This is a genomic window from Pseudomonas sp. GL_103 (assembly GCF_057835175.1).
On the sequence record NZ_CM174420.1, the window covers coordinates 1,231,511 to 1,247,807 of the forward strand.

The window sequence follows — 16,297 nt, forward strand, 5'->3', positions numbered from 1 at the left end:
AGCCGGTCGACGCTCGATTGCTCGCGATGACAATTTCGGTCACAACACATTCCTTGATGACCATTGCACGGTCCCTTTCTGCCCAATCACCCCTGGCACCCATCCCCTCCATTAGCGGACAGTCCCCCCAGAGCTCATCCCGCCTTTTTTTGGCGGGATGAGAAGTGGTGCGCAACCGTCTTATAAATGAAACACCGCCCTCAGCTATACTCCCCGCATTTCGAATCAGGCCCCGAGGATTGACTGTGAAGAACTGGACGTTACGCCAACGCATTTTGGCGAGCTTTGCGGTAATTATCGCCATCATGTTGCTGATGGTGGTCGTGTCGTATTCCCGTTTACTGTCGATTGAGTCCAGTGAGAACGTTGTGCGCTCGGACAGTGTTCCCGGGATTCACTACAGCTCCCTGATTCGCGGTGCCTGGGTCGATGATTACGTGCTGACCCAGCAACTGATCGGGCTGGGGGGCGGTCGAGGCATGACCCAGGCTGACAAGGATATGTACCAGGGTATTGAGGAACGGCTGCAACGCGCGATGGCCAGCTACCGGGGTACCATCTTCGAGAAAGATGATCGGGCAAGGTTCGAGGAGTTTGAAAAGCTGCACGATCAATATGACAAGCTGCTCGAAGAGGTGCTCGATGCCTACCAGCAAAAGGACTTCGAACAGGCCCGTCGCATCCTCGCCGAACAGATGACCCCGGCATGGGCTGCCGGCCGCAAACAGCTGGATGAACTCATTGAGTTCAACAGGGAGGCGGCTGAGGCGGCCACTGACTCGATCATTTCATCGGTAGCGGTGGCGAAGCTGATCATGGGCATTTCGTTGCTGGTCGCAGTCATTAGTGCCGGGTTGTGTGGTCTTTTGTTGATGCGCGCGATCATGGCGCCGATGAACCGCATTGTGCAGATCCTCGAAATAATGCGTACCGGCGATCTCAGCAGTCGTCTGAACCTTGCGCGCAAGGACGAATTCGGCGCCGTGGAAACCGGCTTCAACGACATGATGACCGAGCTGACGTCCCTGGTGTCCCAGGCCCAGCGTTCCTCGGTGCAGGTCACCACCTCGGTGACCGAGATTGCTGCCACCTCCAAGCAACAGCAAGCGACCGCCACCGAAACCGCCGCCACCACCACCGAAATCGGCGCGACGTCCCGTGAAATTGCGGCCACTTCGCGGGATCTGGTGCGCACGATGATCGAAGTCTCCACCGCCGCCGATCAGGCCTCGGTACTTGCCGGTTCCGGGCAGCAAGGGCTGGCGCGGATGGAAGAGACCATGCACTCGGTGATGGGCGCGGCTGATCTGGTCAACGCCAAACTGGCGATCCTCAATGAGAAGGCCGGCAACATCAATCAGGTGGTGGTGACCATCGTCAAGGTCGCCGACCAGACCAATCTCCTGTCCCTCAACGCCGCCATCGAGGCCGAAAAGGCCGGTGAGTACGGCCGCGGTTTTGCCGTGGTCGCCACCGAAGTGCGGCGCCTGGCGGATCAGACGGCCGTGGCCACCTACGACATCGAACAGATGGTGCGCGAGATCCAGTCGGCGGTGTCGGCCGGGGTCATGGGCATGGACAAGTTCTCTGAAGAAGTGCGCCGCGGCATGTCCGAGGTGCAGCAAATCGGCGAGCAGTTGTCGCAGATCATCCATCAGGTTCAGGCGTTGGCGCCGCGGGTACTGATGGTCAATGAGGGCATGCAGGCCCAGGCCACCGGTGCCGAGCAGATCAACCACGCACTGGTGCAGTTGGGTGATGCCAGCAGCCAGACCGTCGAGTCTCTGCGCCAGGCCAGTTTCGCCATCGACGAGCTGAGCCAGGTGGCCGTCGGGCTGCGCAGCGGCGTTTCGCGATTCAAAGTCTGATGAGCGAACCCACGGCCAAACGCACCGCCGTGAAGCAGGCGCTGCATGCATTGTTTCTGGTGTTTCGCCTCGGCAACGAGCGCTATGCCTTGAAGGCTATCGAAGTGGCTGAAGTGCTGCCGCGCTTGCCCTTGAAACCCATTGCCCATGCGCCTGTATGGGTCCCCGGGGTGTTCGCCTATCGGGGCGCGGTGGTGCCGGTGATCGACTTGAGCGCGCTGACCTTTGGTACGCCTGCACAGGCCCGTACCAGTACGCGACTGGTGCTGGTCAACTATCGCCCGGATGAAACCGCCGAATCGCGGCTGCTCGGTCTGATTCTGGAACAGGCGACTGACACCTTGCGCTGCGATCCGGCGGATTTTCAGCCCTACGGCCTGGACAATCGCCAGACGCCTTACCTCGGGCCGGTCCGCAGGGACGAGCAGGGCTTGCTGCAATGGGTGCGGGTCGGCGATCTGCTGGACGATCAGGTTCGCGCTTTACTGTTCCCCTCGCCGCCACTGGATCCGGCGCTGCTGGAGGCGCGCTCATGAACAGCGATCAGCGTTTTTTTGACTTCCTCAAAGAACGTATCGGCCTCGACGTGACTTCCGTGGGGCCGGCGATCATCGAGCGAGCGGTGCGCCAGCGCAGCATCGCTGCGCAAGCACCTTCGGCCGATGAGTATTGGCGCACCCTGCAGGGATCGCGGGACGAGCAGCAGGCTTTGATCGAAGCGGTGATCGTTCCGGAAACCTGGTTCTTCCGCTATCCGGAGTCCTTCGTCACCCTGGCGAATCTGGCGAGCAAGCGTCTGGCCGAGATCAACAACCTGCGCGCACTGCGGATTCTCAGCCTGCCGTGCTCCACTGGCGAAGAACCGTACTCGATCGCCATGGCGTTGCTCGATGCCGGGCTCAAACCGCACCAGTTCAAGGTCGACGGCCTGGACGTCAGCCCGTTGTCAGTGGAAAAAGCCCGGCGGGCGTTGTACGGCAAGAATTCCTTTCGGGGTGACGACATTGCGTTTCGCGACCGTCATTTCATCGCCGAAGGCGAGAGCTATCGCCTCGATCAGCGCGTGCTTGAGCAAGTGCGCCTGCAGGTCGGCAACCTGCTGGATCCGGCCTTGCTGGCCGGTGAACCGCCCTTCGATTTCGTGTTTTGTCGCAACCTGCTGATCTATTTCGACCAGCCGACCCAGAAGCAAGTCTTCGAAGTGCTCAAGTGCCTGACCCACGTTGACGGCGTGCTGTTTATCGGTCCGGCCGAGGGCAGTCTGCTGGGGCGTTTGGGGATGCGCTCGATCGGTATCGCACAGTCCTTCGCGTTCAGTCGACAGGGGACTGCGGACCCTGATCCCTTGCCGGTATTCGTTCCTGCACCATTGCCAGTGCCGCAACCGCTGCGCAATCCACCGCCTGCGCCGGTGCGCAGCCGTCCGTTTGCCCAGGTTGCGCCGCTGCGGCCTGCGCCTGCCAACTCCGGCTCCGACACTGCCGCGCTGCTGGCCAATATCGCCGTGCTGGCCGATGAAGGCAAAAGCGCCGAGGCGCGAGCGGCATGTGAAAGCTACTTGCGCAGCCATGAGCCGGTGGCCCAGGTCTTTTATTGGTTGGGACTGCTCAGCGATGTGGCCGGCAATACCCTTGAAGCCCAGGGTTTTTACCGCAAGGCGTTGTACCTCGAACCGCAACATCCTGAAGCGTTGATGCACCTGGCCGGTTTGTTGCTGGCCCAGGGCGACGCGATGGGTGCCAGACGATTGCAGGAGCGTGCCGCCCGCAGCGCACGCGCCGCCGACAGTGAGCGTAAACGATGATCGCCGCCGACACCTTTAGCGTCACCCGGGATGCCCAGGCCATCGACGATTGCTGGAACCGCATTGGCATCCACGGTGACAAATCCTGCCCGCTGCTCAGCGAGCATATTCATTGCCGCAATTGTGCGGTGTATTCGGCGGCCGCCACACGTTTGCTCGATCGCTATGCGTTGCAGCAGGAAGATCGCGGGACCGTGTCCGTCTCGGTCGAGAGCGAGGTGAAAACCCGCTCGCTGTTGATGTTCCGTCTGGGGGAAGAGTGGCTGGGGCTCGCGACCCGTAGTCTGGTCGAGGTGGCGCCGCTGCAAGCGATTCACTCGTTGCCGCATCAACGTTCCCTGGCCTTGCTCGGCGTGGCGAATGTGCGCGGCGCGCTGGTTGCCTGCCTGTCGCTGGTGGAGCTGCTCGGGCTCGACGGCGCCAGCAGCGTGGCCACCGGTGCGCGGGTCATGCCGCGCATGCTGATCATCGCCGCCGATGGTGGACCGGTGGTGGTGCCGGTGGACGAAGTCGACGGGATTCACGCCATCGACGAACGAACCCTCGATGCCGCGTCGCGCTCGGGTACCCAGGCCAGCGCCAAATACACCCGTGGCGTGTTGCAATTCAAAGGTCGCAGCCTGCGTTGGCTGGATGAAGAACAGCTGCTGTCCGCCGTGACCCGGAGCCTTACATGACCCCCGAGCAAATGCGCGACGCCTCTTTGCTGGAACTGTTCAGCCTGGAGGCCGAAGCCCAGACCCAGGTCTTGAGCGCCGGCCTGCTGGCGCTTGAGCGCGATCCGACCCAGGCCGATCAACTTGAATCGTGCATGCGTGCGGCGCACTCGCTCAAGGGCGCGGCGCGGATCGTTGGCGTCGATGCCGGGGTCAGCGTTGCCCATGTGATGGAAGATTGCCTGGTCAGTGCCCAGGAAGGCCGCTTGTTGCTGCGCCCCGAGCACATCGATGCGTTGCTGCAAGGCACCGATTTGCTGATGCGCATCGCCACACCGAACAACAACCCGGAGGCCACGGATATCGAGGCCTACGTGGCGTTGATGGCGCGGTTGCCGGACCTGACGGCCTCGTTGGTTGCGCCTGCCATATCGGTGATGGCCGAACTTCAGCTCGAAGCACCCGCGCCCAAGGTCGAGCCGCCGGCGCCTGTCGTCGAAGCACCATCGACGCCAGCTCCGCGCAAGACCAAGCGCACCACCGAAAACGGCGAGCGTGTGCTGCGTGTCACTGCCGAGCGCCTGAACAGCCTGCTCGATCTGTCGAGCAAATCCCTGGTGGAAACCCTGCGGCTCAAACCGCACCTGGCGACCATGCAGCGACTCAAGCGCATGCAGAGCAACAGCCTGCGCGCACTGGAGAATCTCAATGTGCATCTCAAGGATCACGCCTTGAGCCTGGAGGCCCGGGAAGCCCTTGAGGATGCGCGGCGTTTGCTCGCGCAATCCCAGCAACTGCTCATGGAAAAGAACGCCGAACTCGACGAGTTCGCCTGGCATGCCAGCCAGCGGGCGCAGGTGTTGTACGACACGGCGCTGGCCTGTCGCATGCGGCCCTTTGCCGATGTGCTGACCGGGCAGGTGCGGATGGTCCGGGATCTGGGGCGCGATCTGGGCAAACAGGTGCGGCTGGAAATTGAAGGCGAAAACACCCAGGTCGATCGCGACGTACTGGAAAAGCTCGAAGCGCCGCTGACTCACCTGTTGCGCAACGCGGTCGACCACGGCATCGAAACCCCGGAGCAGCGCCTGCTGGCGGGCAAGCCGGCTGAAGGTTTGATTCGCCTGCGCGCGTCTCATCAGGCCGGTTTGCTGGTGCTTGAACTGAGCGATGACGGTAACGGCGTGGACCTGGAAAAGGTCCGACGCAGCATCGTTGAACGAAATTTGTCGCCCGCACAAACCGCCGCGCAGTTGAGCGAAGAGGAATTGCTGACGTTCCTGTTCCTGCCCGGTTTCAGTCTGCGCGACACAGTCACCGAGTTGTCCGGTCGCGGCGTCGGCCTGGATGCGGTGCAGCACATGGTCCGGCAGTTGCGCGGTGCGGTGGTGCTGGAGCAGACGGCGGGCGAGGGCAGTCGTTTCCACCTTGAGGTGCCGCTGACCCTGTCGGTGGTGCGCAGCCTCGTGGTGGACGTCGGTGACGAAGCCTATGCCTTCCCGCTGGCTCATATCGAGCGCATGTGCGACCTGGAGCCGGCGGATATCGTGCAGGTCGAAGGCCGCCAGCATTTCTGGCACGAAGGCCGGCATGTCGGCCTGGTGGCGGCCAGTCAGCTGTTGCAACGTCCGGCCAGCCAGAACAGCGGAGAAACCCTGAAGGTCGTGGTGATTCGCGAGCGCGATGCCATCTACGGCGTGGCAGTGGAGCGGTTTATCGGTGAGCGGACCTTGGTGGTGCTGCCGCTGGATGAGCGCTTGGGCAAGGTGCAGGACATCTCCGCCGGGGCCCTGCTCGACGACGGCTCGGTGGTGCTGATCGTCGATGTCGAGGACATGCTGCGTTCGGTGGAGAAGCTGCTCAACACAGGTCGCCTGGAGCGCATTGCCCGTCACAGCAATCAGGTGGTCGAGGCGGCCCGCAAACGAATTCTGGTGGTGGATGATTCCCTGACCGTGCGAGAGTTGCAGCGCAAGCTGTTGCTCAATCGCGGCTACGACGTGGCGGTTGCGGTAGACGGCATGGACGGCTGGAACGCGCTGCGTTCGGAGGATTTCGATCTGCTGATCACCGACATTGATATGCCGCGCATGGACGGCATCGAACTGGTCACGCTGCTGCGTCGGGATAATCGCCTGCAGTCGCTGCCGGTGATGGTGGTGTCCTACAAGGATCGTGACGAGGACCGGCGCCGTGGACTGGATGCCGGGGCCGACTATTATCTAGCCAAGGCCAGTTTTCATGACGACGCCTTGCTCGATGCAGTGGTCGAGCTCATCGGAGGAGCACGGGCATGAGGATCGCAATCGTCAATGACATGCCCATAGCGGTGGAGGCCCTGCGCCGCGCCCTGGCATTCGAGCCGGCCCACGAGGTGGTCTGGGTCGCCGGCAATGGTGCCGAGGCGGTGCGCCAGTGCGCGCTGGACACCCCGGACCTGATTCTGATGGACCTGATCATGCCGGTAATGGATGGCGTCGAGGCCACGCGGCGAATCATGGCCGAGACCCCGTGTGCCATCGTCATCGTCACCGTGGATCGCCAGCAGAACGTGCACCGGGTGTTCGAGGCCATGGGCCACGGTGCGCTGGACGTGGTCGACACCCCGGCCCTAGGCTCCGGCAATGCCCAGGAAGCGGCCGCGCCGTTGTTGCGCAAGATCCTGAACATCGTCTGGCTGATCGGCGACAAGGGCAACCGCCCGCGCCCGGCGCCGGCACCGTTGCGCAGTTCGGGCTCTCGTCAGAGCCTGATCGCCATTGGCTCATCCGCCGGTGGACCGGCAGCGCTGGAAGTCTTGCTCAAGGGGCTGCCGCGTGATTTCTCTCCGGCCATCGTGCTGGTGCAGCACGTTGACCAGGTGTTTGCCGCCGGCATGGCCGAGTGGCTCGGCAGCGCCAGCGGCCTCGACGTGCGCCTGGCCCAGGCAGGCGAGCCGCCGCAAAGCGGCACGGTGTTGCTGGCCGGCACCAATCATCATATTCGCTTGCTGAAAAACGGCACGCTGGCCTACACCGCCGAACCGGTCAACGAGATCTACCGGCCCTCCATCGATGTGTTCTTCGAGAGCGTGGCCAGTTACTGGAACGGTGACGCCGTAGGCGTTTTGCTCACCGGCATGGGGCGTGATGGCGCCCAGGGGCTTAAACTCATGCGCGAACAGGGCTACCTGACCATCGCACAAGACCAAAGCAGCAGCGCGGTGTACGGCATGCCGAAGGCGGCTGCGGCCATCGACGCTGCCGTGGAGATTCGCCCGCTGGACAAGATAGCACCACGATTGCTGGAGATTTTCGCCAAATGAGCACCTTTTTCCTCATTCCTGGCTCAGGTAGTACTCAGGTGACCGCACATGACTGAATTACAACTCGACGACTTCAAGACCGACGAAAACGCCGCCATGGTGTTGCTGGTGGACGATCAGGCCATGATCGGCGAAGCCGTGCGCCGCGGCCTGTCGAACGAAGAGAATATCGATTTCCACTTCTGCGCCGACCCGCACCAGGCCATCGCCCACGCGGTACGCATCAAGCCGACGGTGATTCTTCAAGATCTGGTGATGCCGGGCCTGGACGGCCTGAGCCTGGTGCGCGAATACCGCAATCACCCGGCGACCAAGGATATTCCGATCATCGTCCTGTCGACCAAGGAAGACCCGCTGATCAAGAGCGCGGCCTTTGCCGCCGGGGCCAACGATTATCTGGTCAAGCTGCCGGACAACATCGAACTGGTCGCACGCATCCGCTATCACTCGCGCTCCTACATGACCCTGCTGCAACGGGACGCGGCGTACCGCGCGTTGCGGGTCAGCCAGCAACAACTGCTCGACACCAACCTGGTGCTGCAACGCCTGATGAACTCCGATGGCTTGACGGGGTTGTCGAACCGTCGGCACTTCGATGAATACATGGAACTGGAGTGGCGCCGTTCGCTGCGTGAGCAGAGCCAGTTGTCGTTGTTGATGATCGACGTGGACTACTTCAAGGCCTACAACGACAGCTTCGGCCACCTGGAGGGCGATGAAGCCCTGCGCAAGGTCGCCACGGCGATCAAGGATGCCAGCGCCCGGCCCTCGGACCTGCCGGCCCGATATGGCGGCGAAGAGTTTGCCCTGGTACTGCCCAATACCTCCCAGGGCGGGGCACGGCTGGTGGCCGAGAAGCTGCGCCAGACCGTGGCCGCCCTGAAGATCCCGCATAACTCGCCGACCGAAGGTTCGAGCCTGACCATCAGCATCGGCCTGTCGACCATCACGCCGAAAGCGGGCAGCAACTGCCGCGACCTGATCCTGGCGGCGGACAAGGGGCTGTATTCGGCGAAGAACAATGGGCGTAATCAGGTGGGTGTGGAGTGATCTACCCTATTTCCTGAACGACGCAAAGCCCTGTGGGAGCGAGCTTGCTCGCGATGGCGTTGTGTCAGTCGATAGTTCCATGGACTGACACGCCGTCATCGCGAGCAAGCTCGCTCCCACAATGGCCTCAATGGCTGTAAAGAACGCCTGTAACCCCGTCTTTTCGGCCAAGCGGACTGCCGTTTTCGGCTGTTTCCCGGTATACTCGCCGGCTTTCAAAAGTTCGCCAACGAGTGCTGCCCGTCATGGAAATCAACCCGATCCTGAACACCATCAAGGACCTGTCCGAGCGCTCCGAAACTATTCGGGGGTATCTTTGACTACGATCAAAAGCATGAGCGTCTGACCGAAGTCAATCGCGAGCTTGAAGATCCGAGTGTCTGGAACAAACCTGAATACGCCCAGGAACTGGGCCGCGAGCGCGCTGCGCTGGCGCAGATCGTCGATACCCTGGACGAATTGAACACGGGTCTGGCCGATTGCCGCGACCTGTTGGACATGGCCGTTGAAGAGAACGACGAAGGCGCAGTGGGCGATGTCGTCGCCGAGCTGGCCCGTCTCGAGGAAAGTCTGGCCAAGCTGGAATTCCGCCGCATGTTCAGCCATGAAATGGACCCGAACAACGCCTACCTGGACATCCAGGCCGGTTCCGGCGGCACAGAAGCCCAGGACTGGGCCAACATTCTGCTGCGCATGTACCTGCGCTGGGCCGACAAACGCGGCTTCGACGCGACCATCATGGAGCTGTCGGCTGGTGAAGTCGCCGGGATCAAGGGCGCGACCGTGCACATCAAGGGCGAATACGCCTTTGGCTGGTTGCGAACCGAGATCGGCGTGCACCGTCTGGTGCGCAAGAGCCCGTTCGACTCCGGCAACCGTCGCCACACCTCGTTTTCCGCGGTGTTCGTCTCGCCAGAGATCGATGACAAGGTGGAAATCGAAATCAACCCGGCAGACTTGCGGATCGACACCTATCGCTCCTCCGGTGCCGGTGGTCAGCACGTAAACACCACCGACTCGGCCGTACGTATCACCCACGTACCGACCAACACCGTGGTCAGCTGCCAGAACGAACGTTCCCAGCACGCCAACAAAGACACCGCCATGAAAATGCTGCGGGCCAGGTTGTACGAGCAGGAAATACAGAAGCGCAACGCGGCGTCCCAGGCGCTGGAAGACACCAAGTCCGATATCGGCTGGGGTCATCAGATCCGTTCGTACGTGCTCGATGCCTCGCGGATCAAGGATCTGCGCACCAACATCGAACGCAGCGACTGTGACAAGGTGCTCGATGGCGACATCGACGAATACCTGGAAGCAAGCCTGAAGTCCGGGCTGTAAGCAATGCAATACCGGATCGCCTGACACAGCGCGATCCCTGTGGGAGCGGGCTTGCCCGCGATCCCCAGCCGCAGGCTGGGGACAACGAACCTGATGGAATATTTAAAGACATGAGCGACCTAGAACTCGACCCGCAAGCCCTGCAACAGGAAGAAAACTCCCTGATCGCCCTGCGCAAGGAAAAGCTTGCTGCCGAGCGCGCCAAGGGCAATGCCTTCCCGAACGACTTCCGCCGCGAAAACTACTGCGAACAACTGCAGAAACAGTACGCGGACAAGACCAAGGAAGAGCTGGCAGAAGCTGCAATCCCGGTCAAGGTTGCCGGTCGCATCATGCTCAACCGTGGTTCGTTCATGGTGATCCAGGACATGACCGGTCGCATCCAGGTCTACGTCAACCGCAAGACCCTGTCCGAAGAAACCCTGGCCGCGGTGAAAACCTGGGACATGGGCGACATCATTGCAGCCGTTGGCACCCTGGCCCGTTCCGGCAAGGGCGACCTGTACGTTGAAATGACCAACGTGCGCCTGCTGACCAAATCCCTGCGCCCGCTGCCGGACAAGCACCACGGCCTGACCGACACCGAGCAGCGCTATCGCCAGCGTTACGTTGACCTGATCGTCAACGAAGACGTGCGCCAGACGTTCCGCGTGCGTTCGCAAGTCATCGCCCACATCCGCAGCTTCCTGATGCAGCGTGACTTCCTGGAAGTGGAAACGCCGATGCTGCAGACCATTCCGGGCGGCGCGGCAGCCAAGCCGTTCGAAACCCACCACAATGCGCTGGACATGGGCATGTTCCTGCGTATCGCGCCGGAGCTGTACCTCAAGCGCCTTGTTGTTGGCGGCTTCGAGAAAGTGTTCGAGATCAACCGCAACTTCCGTAACGAAGGCGTTTCGACTCGTCACAACCCTGAATTCACCATGTTGGAGTTCTACCAGGCCTACGCCGACTACGAAGACAACATGGACCTGACCGAAGAACTGTTCCGCGAGCTGGCGCAGCTGGTTCTGGGCAGCACCGACGTGCCGTACGGCGACAAGGTGTTTCACTTCGGCGAGCCGTTCGTGCGTCTGTCGGTGTTCGACTCGATCCTCAAGTACAACCCTGAGCTGACCGCCGATGATCTGAACGACATCGACAGGGCTCGCGCCATCGCCAAGAAGGCCGGCGCCAAGGTGCTGGGCTTCGAAGGCCTGGGCAAGCTGCAGGTGATGATTTTCGAAGAGCTGGTCGAGCACAAGCTGGAGCAGCCGCACTTCATTACCCAGTACCCGTTCGAAGTGTCGCCGCTGGCCCGTCGCAACGACGACAACCCGAACGTCACCGACCGTTTCGAGCTGTTCATCGGTGGTCGTGAAATCGCCAACGCCTACTCCGAGTTGAACGACGCGGAAGACCAGGCCGAGCGCTTCATGGCCCAGGTGGCCGACAAGGACGCCGGCGACGACGAAGCCATGCACTACGACGCCGACTTCGTTCGTGCGCTGGAGTACGGCATGCCGCCAACGGCGGGTGAGGGCATCGGTATCGACCGTCTGGTGATGCTGCTGACCAACTCCCCGTCGATCCGCGACGTGATCCTGTTCCCGCACATGCGGCCGCAAGCGTAAGTGTTTCAAATAAAAAGCCGCCTTTGAGGCGGCTTTTTATTGCCTGTCTGGTACAAACGTATCAACTTGTTACTTTCATCTGAGAGGAAATACCTGTCGTGATTCGTGCAATAGCTCAAGAAGGTGCAGCGGGTATCGCCACTGCGGTCGCTGAAAGCGTTCAGTACCAGGGCCGCAAGGCCAGCCGACAGGGCAGCGAACAGCGACGACAGGAAATCCTGGATGCCGCCATGCGCATTGTCGTGCGCGATGGCGTGCGCGCGGTCCGGCACCGTGCGGTGGCCGCCGAGGCACAAGTGCCGTTGTCGGCGACCACTTACTATTTCAAGGATATCGATGACCTGCTCACCGATACCTTCGCCCAATACGTGGAACGCAGTGCGGCGTACATGGGCAAGCTTTGGGTGAACAACGAGGGCCTGCTGCGCGACATGATCGACAGGGGCGATGGCAGCCCGCAGGCACGCTCGAAACTGGCGGACGACATTGCACGGCTGATGACCGATTACGTTCACCGGCAACTGGTCAATCGCCGCGAACATTTGATGGCCGAGCAGGCGTTCCGTCAGGAGGCATTGCTCAACCCGCGCCTGGCCGAACTGGTGCGCTCGCATCAGCAAATCCTGTTGCAGGGCTCTTGCCAGCTGTTCCAGGTGCTGGGCTCGCGCGAGCCGCATCAGGATGCCAAGGTGTTGACGGCGATTATCGGCCGGATGGAATATCAGGGCCTGCTCAACGTAGACGAGCCTGCCGCCGAAGAGGAAATGCTCGGCATCCTGACGCGCTACATGCACCTGGTGCTGGCGTCGGTGTGATTCCGGGCACGAGTTAACCCTGTAGGAGCGGTATGTTCATAGGGAGTATTGAATGAAAGCCTGGCGTGTCGTTGTGATCGCCTTGTCGTTCCTGCTGCTCAGTGGCTGTCTGGTGACCTTCAAGGAACCGCTGCCTGTCAGCGAACCCGCGCCCAAGGGATTGCTCGGTAAATGGACCAGCACCAATGCCTGGGGCGAACCGCTCAACCTCGAACTGACCCGCATCGGCGACAACCGCTATCAGGCTGTCAGCTATTACCGGACCAGGCCCAGGGAACGGGAGGCCTATCCCTTCACAGTGACGCGCCATGGCAACCGCTGGTATCTGTCGGCGAAGGTGCCGGCGCAGTTCGGCGGGCATTTCACCATTGGCGGGTTTGAACTGACCGACAAGCATGAGCTGGTGGTCTACAACCTCGACCTCGACCAGATCAACCAGGCCATGAAGCAAAAAGCCCTGAGCGGTGAAAGCTTCCAGACCCACGACGGCGATGGCGTATTGATCGACAGCCACATGGATCAAGTCGCCGCCTACCTAGACGACCCGGCCAATTCCGATGTGTTCGTCGAAGCCGTACGCTACCAGCGTCAGGCCAAAGCCAAATAAGCAGCACAAACAGGTTTCTACAGGAGTTTCGGGTGGACGATTACCAACAGTCGATACGCATTTTATCCGATCGCATCGTGCTGGCGCAGACGCCGATCCGCGTTCTCGATGCGGTCAAGTGGGACGACAACATTCGTAAGGGTTTCCTCAAGGCCAAGGGCAAGGAAATGCCGGCGGTGGATCGCGACTACTATCTCAACCGGCCGTTGGCGTTCGATTCCAGCAAAGTGAAGCTGGAGTTCCAGAACATCGAGCGCGACATCACCCGCCAGCTCGGTCAGTTCAACCCGGTCGGCCAGATCATGCGCCGCATGTGCAAGGAATACCGCATGGTGGTGCGCATGCTCGAAGCGCGTGGCACCGAGGATTTCGGCCTGATCTCCCAGGAGTTGTACGGCGCCGCGTCCGACGCGTTCCACGCCGGTGACCCGACGCTGTCCGACCTGGGCATGATGTTGTCCGAATACCTGAACAACATCGACGGTCGTGGCGACCTCAAGGATGAGCCGAAGACGTTGACCGCCAAAGATGCCGTCAACCTGCTGCAACACCGCTTGAACAAGGTGTTCGGCGAGGCCGAGGAAACCATTCGGGTGTTCGAGTCCGACGGGATCGTCGCCGATGCGGCGGCGGGCGCCGACTACATCAAGATCCGCGCCGACGCGATGTTCAACGACCGCGATGTGCGGGCGCTGGAAGTCCATGAAGGGTTGGTGCATGTCGGCACCACCCTCAACGGCCTGAACCAGCCGATCTGCACCTTCCTCTCCAAGGGGCCGCCCTCGTCGACCGTGACCCAGGAAGGCCTGGCGATCCTGATGGAAATAATCACCTTCGCCTCGTACCCGAGTCGTCTGCGCAAACTGACCAACCGCACCCGCGCCATTCACATGGTGGAGGAGGGCGCCGACTTCCTGCAGGTGTTCGAGTTCTTCCGCGAGCAAGGCTTCGAAATGCCCGAGAGCTACAGCAACGCCAGTCGCGTTTTCCGCGGCTCGGTGCCGACAGGTCTGCCATTTACCAAAGACTTGTCCTACCTCAAGGGCTTTATCATGGTTTACAACTACATTCAGTTGGCCGTGCGTAAAGGCAAGCTTGAGCAGATACCGCTGCTGTTTTGCGGCAAGACCACGCTGGAAGACATGCGCACCTTGCGCCAGTTGGTGGATGAAGGGCTGGTGGTGCCACCGAAGTATTTGCCGGATCAGTTCCGTGACCTGAACGCGCTGTCGGCGTGGATGTGCTTCTCCAACTTCCTCAACCACCTGAGCCTGGACCGGATCGAGGCGGATTACTCCAACATCCTTTAAGGCTGGTGAGATCCAAATGAGGGAGCGGGCTTGCTCGCGAAAGCGGTGTGTCAGCCAACTGAGATGTTGAATGTTAATCCGCATTCGCGAGCAAGCCCGCTCCCACAGGGGTATGTATTCCAATCTTCGCTGCGAGGTTTCAACGGATGAGAATCCTCGGCGTCCTCTGCCTTCTCCTGACCTTGACCGGTTGCAGTTCACTGCTGTTCTACCCCGAGCCCGGCCAGTTGTTCACACCGGAAAAGGCCGGGCTCGAATACCGCACCGTCACCTTGAACACGGCCGATGGTCTCAAGCTGAATGCCTGGTGGCTGCCGGCGAAGAAGGGGGTCGAGGTCAAAGGCACGGTGCTGCACCTGCACGGCAACGGCGGAAACCTGCCCATGCACTTGGGCGGGAGCTTTTGGTTGCCGAAAAATGGTTACCAGGTGTTGCTTGTGGACTATCGCGGTTATGGCCTGTCCGAAGGTGAACCCAGCCTGCCGGCGATCTATCAGGACATCGATGCGGCCTTCAAATGGCTCGACCAGGCACCGGAGGTCAAAGGCAAGCCGCTGATCCTGCTCGGCCAGAGCCTCGGTGGCTCGATGGCCGTGCATTACCTGGTCCAGCACCCGGAACGGCAGAAACAACTGAAGGCTATTGTCCTCGACGGTGTGCCCGCCAGTTACCGAAGCATCGGTCAGTTTGCCTTGAGTACTTCATGGTTGACCTGGCCGGTGCAGGTGCCGTTGTCGTGGCTGGTGCCGGACGGCGACAGCGCGATCAACTCCATGGCGCAACTCAAGGACGTGCCGAAACTGATCTACCACAGCATCGACGATCCTATCGTGCCTCTTTCCAACGGCATCCGACTGTATCAAGCTGCGCCGCCGCCACGGGTGCTGCAACTGACCCGTGGCGGTCATGTGCAGACGTTCGCCGACCCGGTCTGGCGCAAGGTCATGCTGCGTTATCTCGATGACCCGCAACATTTCAACGGCCTGCGCCGCCTGGGTGAAATTCCCAACTATCCGGCACCCCCGAATTCAGAAACCGAACCACCAGAGAGTCCGCAATGAGTGAAGAACGTAACGCCATCCCGCTGATCATCACCGGTATCTGCAGCATCCTCGGCACCGTCGGTGCCCTGTGGTGGTACGGCTACCTGCACTTCGCCAAGCCAGAGGATGCGTTGCTGCTCAACGAATTCACCATGCTCAAGACCGTGCCGGGTGAAGACTACAAAGTCTCCCTGGAGCCGGCCGCCCAAGTGGCACAGTGCATCGATGGCGTGCTGGTGCTGTTCGACATGGAACAGAAAGGCCTGACCGGCGTGCTGGTCGACAGCAAGAAAAAAGCCGTGCGCTGCATGGGGCAGGAGACACCGCAGAAGCTGGAGCAGTAAACCAGTCTGTGGCTATCAAAGTCCCCCTGTGGAAAATCAGTGTTTCTGTTTGTCGTCAGGCATCGACAAGTCATGCAAATGCCGACGGGACAGCGCCAGAAAACGCGGGGTCGGCCCGATGTCTTCGTACAGCGGATCGCCTTCTTCATCGGTGGCGACCACGGTCGTGCCTTTGACGTACGGGAAGCTTCTTTCCAGCTCTTCCAGTGCGGCGCCGATCAGATCGCCGAGCAGTTCTTCGGGATGCCGCTTGGGGTACATCTCGACGAGCGCGGCCAGGCGTGCGGCAGACTCCACGTCCAGATGAATCGAGTAGCCAGTGTCGGTCAGGCGACCCTTGGCGTTTTCTTCCCAGTGGTGGGCAAGCTCGCGGATTTTCATATTGACCTCATTGCGCGCCCGCTCGTGGCAGGCAGGGTGAGTGTCCGGCACTGGCCGGTGACAACCGTTGTACGGCTTACCGTTCAGACTAGCCTCAACAGGCAAGGTTTAAAGGCCCTTCGTCGTCTTGCTTGTAAGAACCTGTCTGGGGCGGCACTCTC

General features: G+C 61.1%; 15 protein-coding genes. 14 read left to right on the forward strand and 1 reads right to left on the reverse strand.

The features are described from left to right. The first annotated feature begins 245 nt into the window (after positions 1-245). The 14 genes from AC3IP0_RS05465 (at position 246) to AC3IP0_RS05530 (ending at position 15,755) form a co-directional block, all read left to right on the forward strand. Positions 246-1,868 (forward strand): methyl-accepting chemotaxis protein, encoded by a 1,623-nt coding sequence (locus AC3IP0_RS05465; protein WP_489326834.1) that lies wholly within the window; start codon positions 246-248, stop codon positions 1,866-1,868. Then, entirely contained in the window at positions 1,868-2,404 is a 537-nt protein-coding gene (locus AC3IP0_RS05470) for a chemotaxis protein CheW (RefSeq protein ID WP_489318554.1), read from the forward strand. Before AC3IP0_RS05465 ends, AC3IP0_RS05470 begins: the two co-directional genes overlap by 1 nt. Beyond that, a complete protein-coding gene (locus AC3IP0_RS05475; RefSeq protein ID WP_489318555.1) occupies positions 2,401-3,672 on the forward strand; it encodes a CheR family methyltransferase in 1,272 nt (423 codons plus the stop codon). Before AC3IP0_RS05470 ends, AC3IP0_RS05475 begins: the two co-directional genes overlap by 4 nt. Continuing rightward, positions 3,669-4,349 carry a chemotaxis protein CheW gene (locus AC3IP0_RS05480; RefSeq protein ID WP_489318556.1) on the forward strand — a complete coding sequence of 227 codons (681 nt, stop codon included), beginning with the start codon at positions 3,669-3,671 and terminating at the stop codon, positions 4,347-4,349. Before AC3IP0_RS05475 ends, AC3IP0_RS05480 begins: the two co-directional genes overlap by 4 nt. Further along, positions 4,346-6,625 carry a hybrid sensor histidine kinase/response regulator gene (locus AC3IP0_RS05485; RefSeq protein ID WP_489318557.1) on the forward strand — a complete coding sequence of 760 codons (2,280 nt, stop codon included), beginning with the start codon at positions 4,346-4,348 and terminating at the stop codon, positions 6,623-6,625. The genes AC3IP0_RS05480 and AC3IP0_RS05485 overlap by 4 nt, the downstream gene beginning before the upstream one ends. Next, positions 6,622-7,632, forward strand: a complete 1,011-nt coding sequence (locus tag AC3IP0_RS05490) for a chemotaxis response regulator protein-glutamate methylesterase (protein ID WP_489326835.1) — start codon at positions 6,622-6,624, stop codon at positions 7,630-7,632. The genes AC3IP0_RS05485 and AC3IP0_RS05490 overlap by 4 nt, the downstream gene beginning before the upstream one ends. A 48-nt stretch (positions 7,633-7,680) precedes the next feature. Then, positions 7,681-8,682 (forward strand): response regulator, encoded by a 1,002-nt coding sequence (locus tag AC3IP0_RS05495; RefSeq protein ID WP_223458768.1) that lies wholly within the window; start codon positions 7,681-7,683, stop codon positions 8,680-8,682. Positions 8,683-8,927: 245 nt separating this feature from the next. Further along, positions 8,928-10,023, forward strand: a protein-coding gene (gene prfB, locus AC3IP0_RS05500) for a peptide chain release factor 2 (protein WP_185754790.1) whose coding sequence is annotated in 2 segments (ribosomal slippage) — positions 8,928-8,999 and positions 9,001-10,023 — 1,095 coding nt in all. Because the reading frame shifts where the segments join, the coding sequence is not laid out codon by codon here. A gap of 110 nt (positions 10,024-10,133) precedes the next feature. Next, positions 10,134-11,636 carry a lysine--tRNA ligase gene (gene lysS / locus AC3IP0_RS05505; protein ID WP_489318559.1) on the forward strand — a complete coding sequence of 501 codons (1,503 nt, stop codon included), beginning with the start codon at positions 10,134-10,136 and terminating at the stop codon, positions 11,634-11,636. A 98-nt stretch (positions 11,637-11,734) separates the two neighbouring features. Further along, on the forward strand, positions 11,735-12,451 hold the full coding sequence (locus AC3IP0_RS05510) for a TetR/AcrR family transcriptional regulator (RefSeq protein ID WP_223532495.1): 717 nt from the start codon (positions 11,735-11,737) through the stop codon (positions 12,449-12,451). A gap of 52 nt (positions 12,452-12,503) precedes the next feature. Beyond that, on the forward strand, positions 12,504-13,058 hold the full coding sequence (locus AC3IP0_RS05515) for a hypothetical protein (RefSeq protein WP_489318560.1): 555 nt from the start codon (positions 12,504-12,506) through the stop codon (positions 13,056-13,058). A gap of 32 nt (positions 13,059-13,090) precedes the next feature. Then, on the forward strand, positions 13,091-14,368 hold the full coding sequence (locus AC3IP0_RS05520) for a flavohemoglobin expression-modulating QEGLA motif protein (RefSeq protein ID WP_489318561.1): 1,278 nt from the start codon (positions 13,091-13,093) through the stop codon (positions 14,366-14,368). A gap of 146 nt (positions 14,369-14,514) precedes the next feature. Beyond that, complete coding sequence (locus tag AC3IP0_RS05525) at positions 14,515-15,429, forward strand: alpha/beta hydrolase (protein ID WP_489318562.1); 915 nt, start codon at positions 14,515-14,517, stop codon at positions 15,427-15,429. Continuing rightward, entirely contained in the window at positions 15,426-15,755 is a 330-nt protein-coding gene (locus tag AC3IP0_RS05530) for a PA3694 family proteiin (RefSeq protein WP_046041078.1), read from the forward strand. Before AC3IP0_RS05525 ends, AC3IP0_RS05530 begins: the two co-directional genes overlap by 4 nt. Positions 15,756-15,791: 36 nt before the next feature. Here the strand turns inward: AC3IP0_RS05530 and AC3IP0_RS05535 are convergent, their stop codons facing one another. After that, on the reverse strand, positions 15,792-16,136 hold the full coding sequence (locus AC3IP0_RS05535; protein WP_150754222.1) for a pilin assembly protein: 345 nt from the start codon (positions 16,134-16,136) through the stop codon (positions 15,792-15,794). Positions 16,137-16,297: the final 161 nt, after the last annotated feature.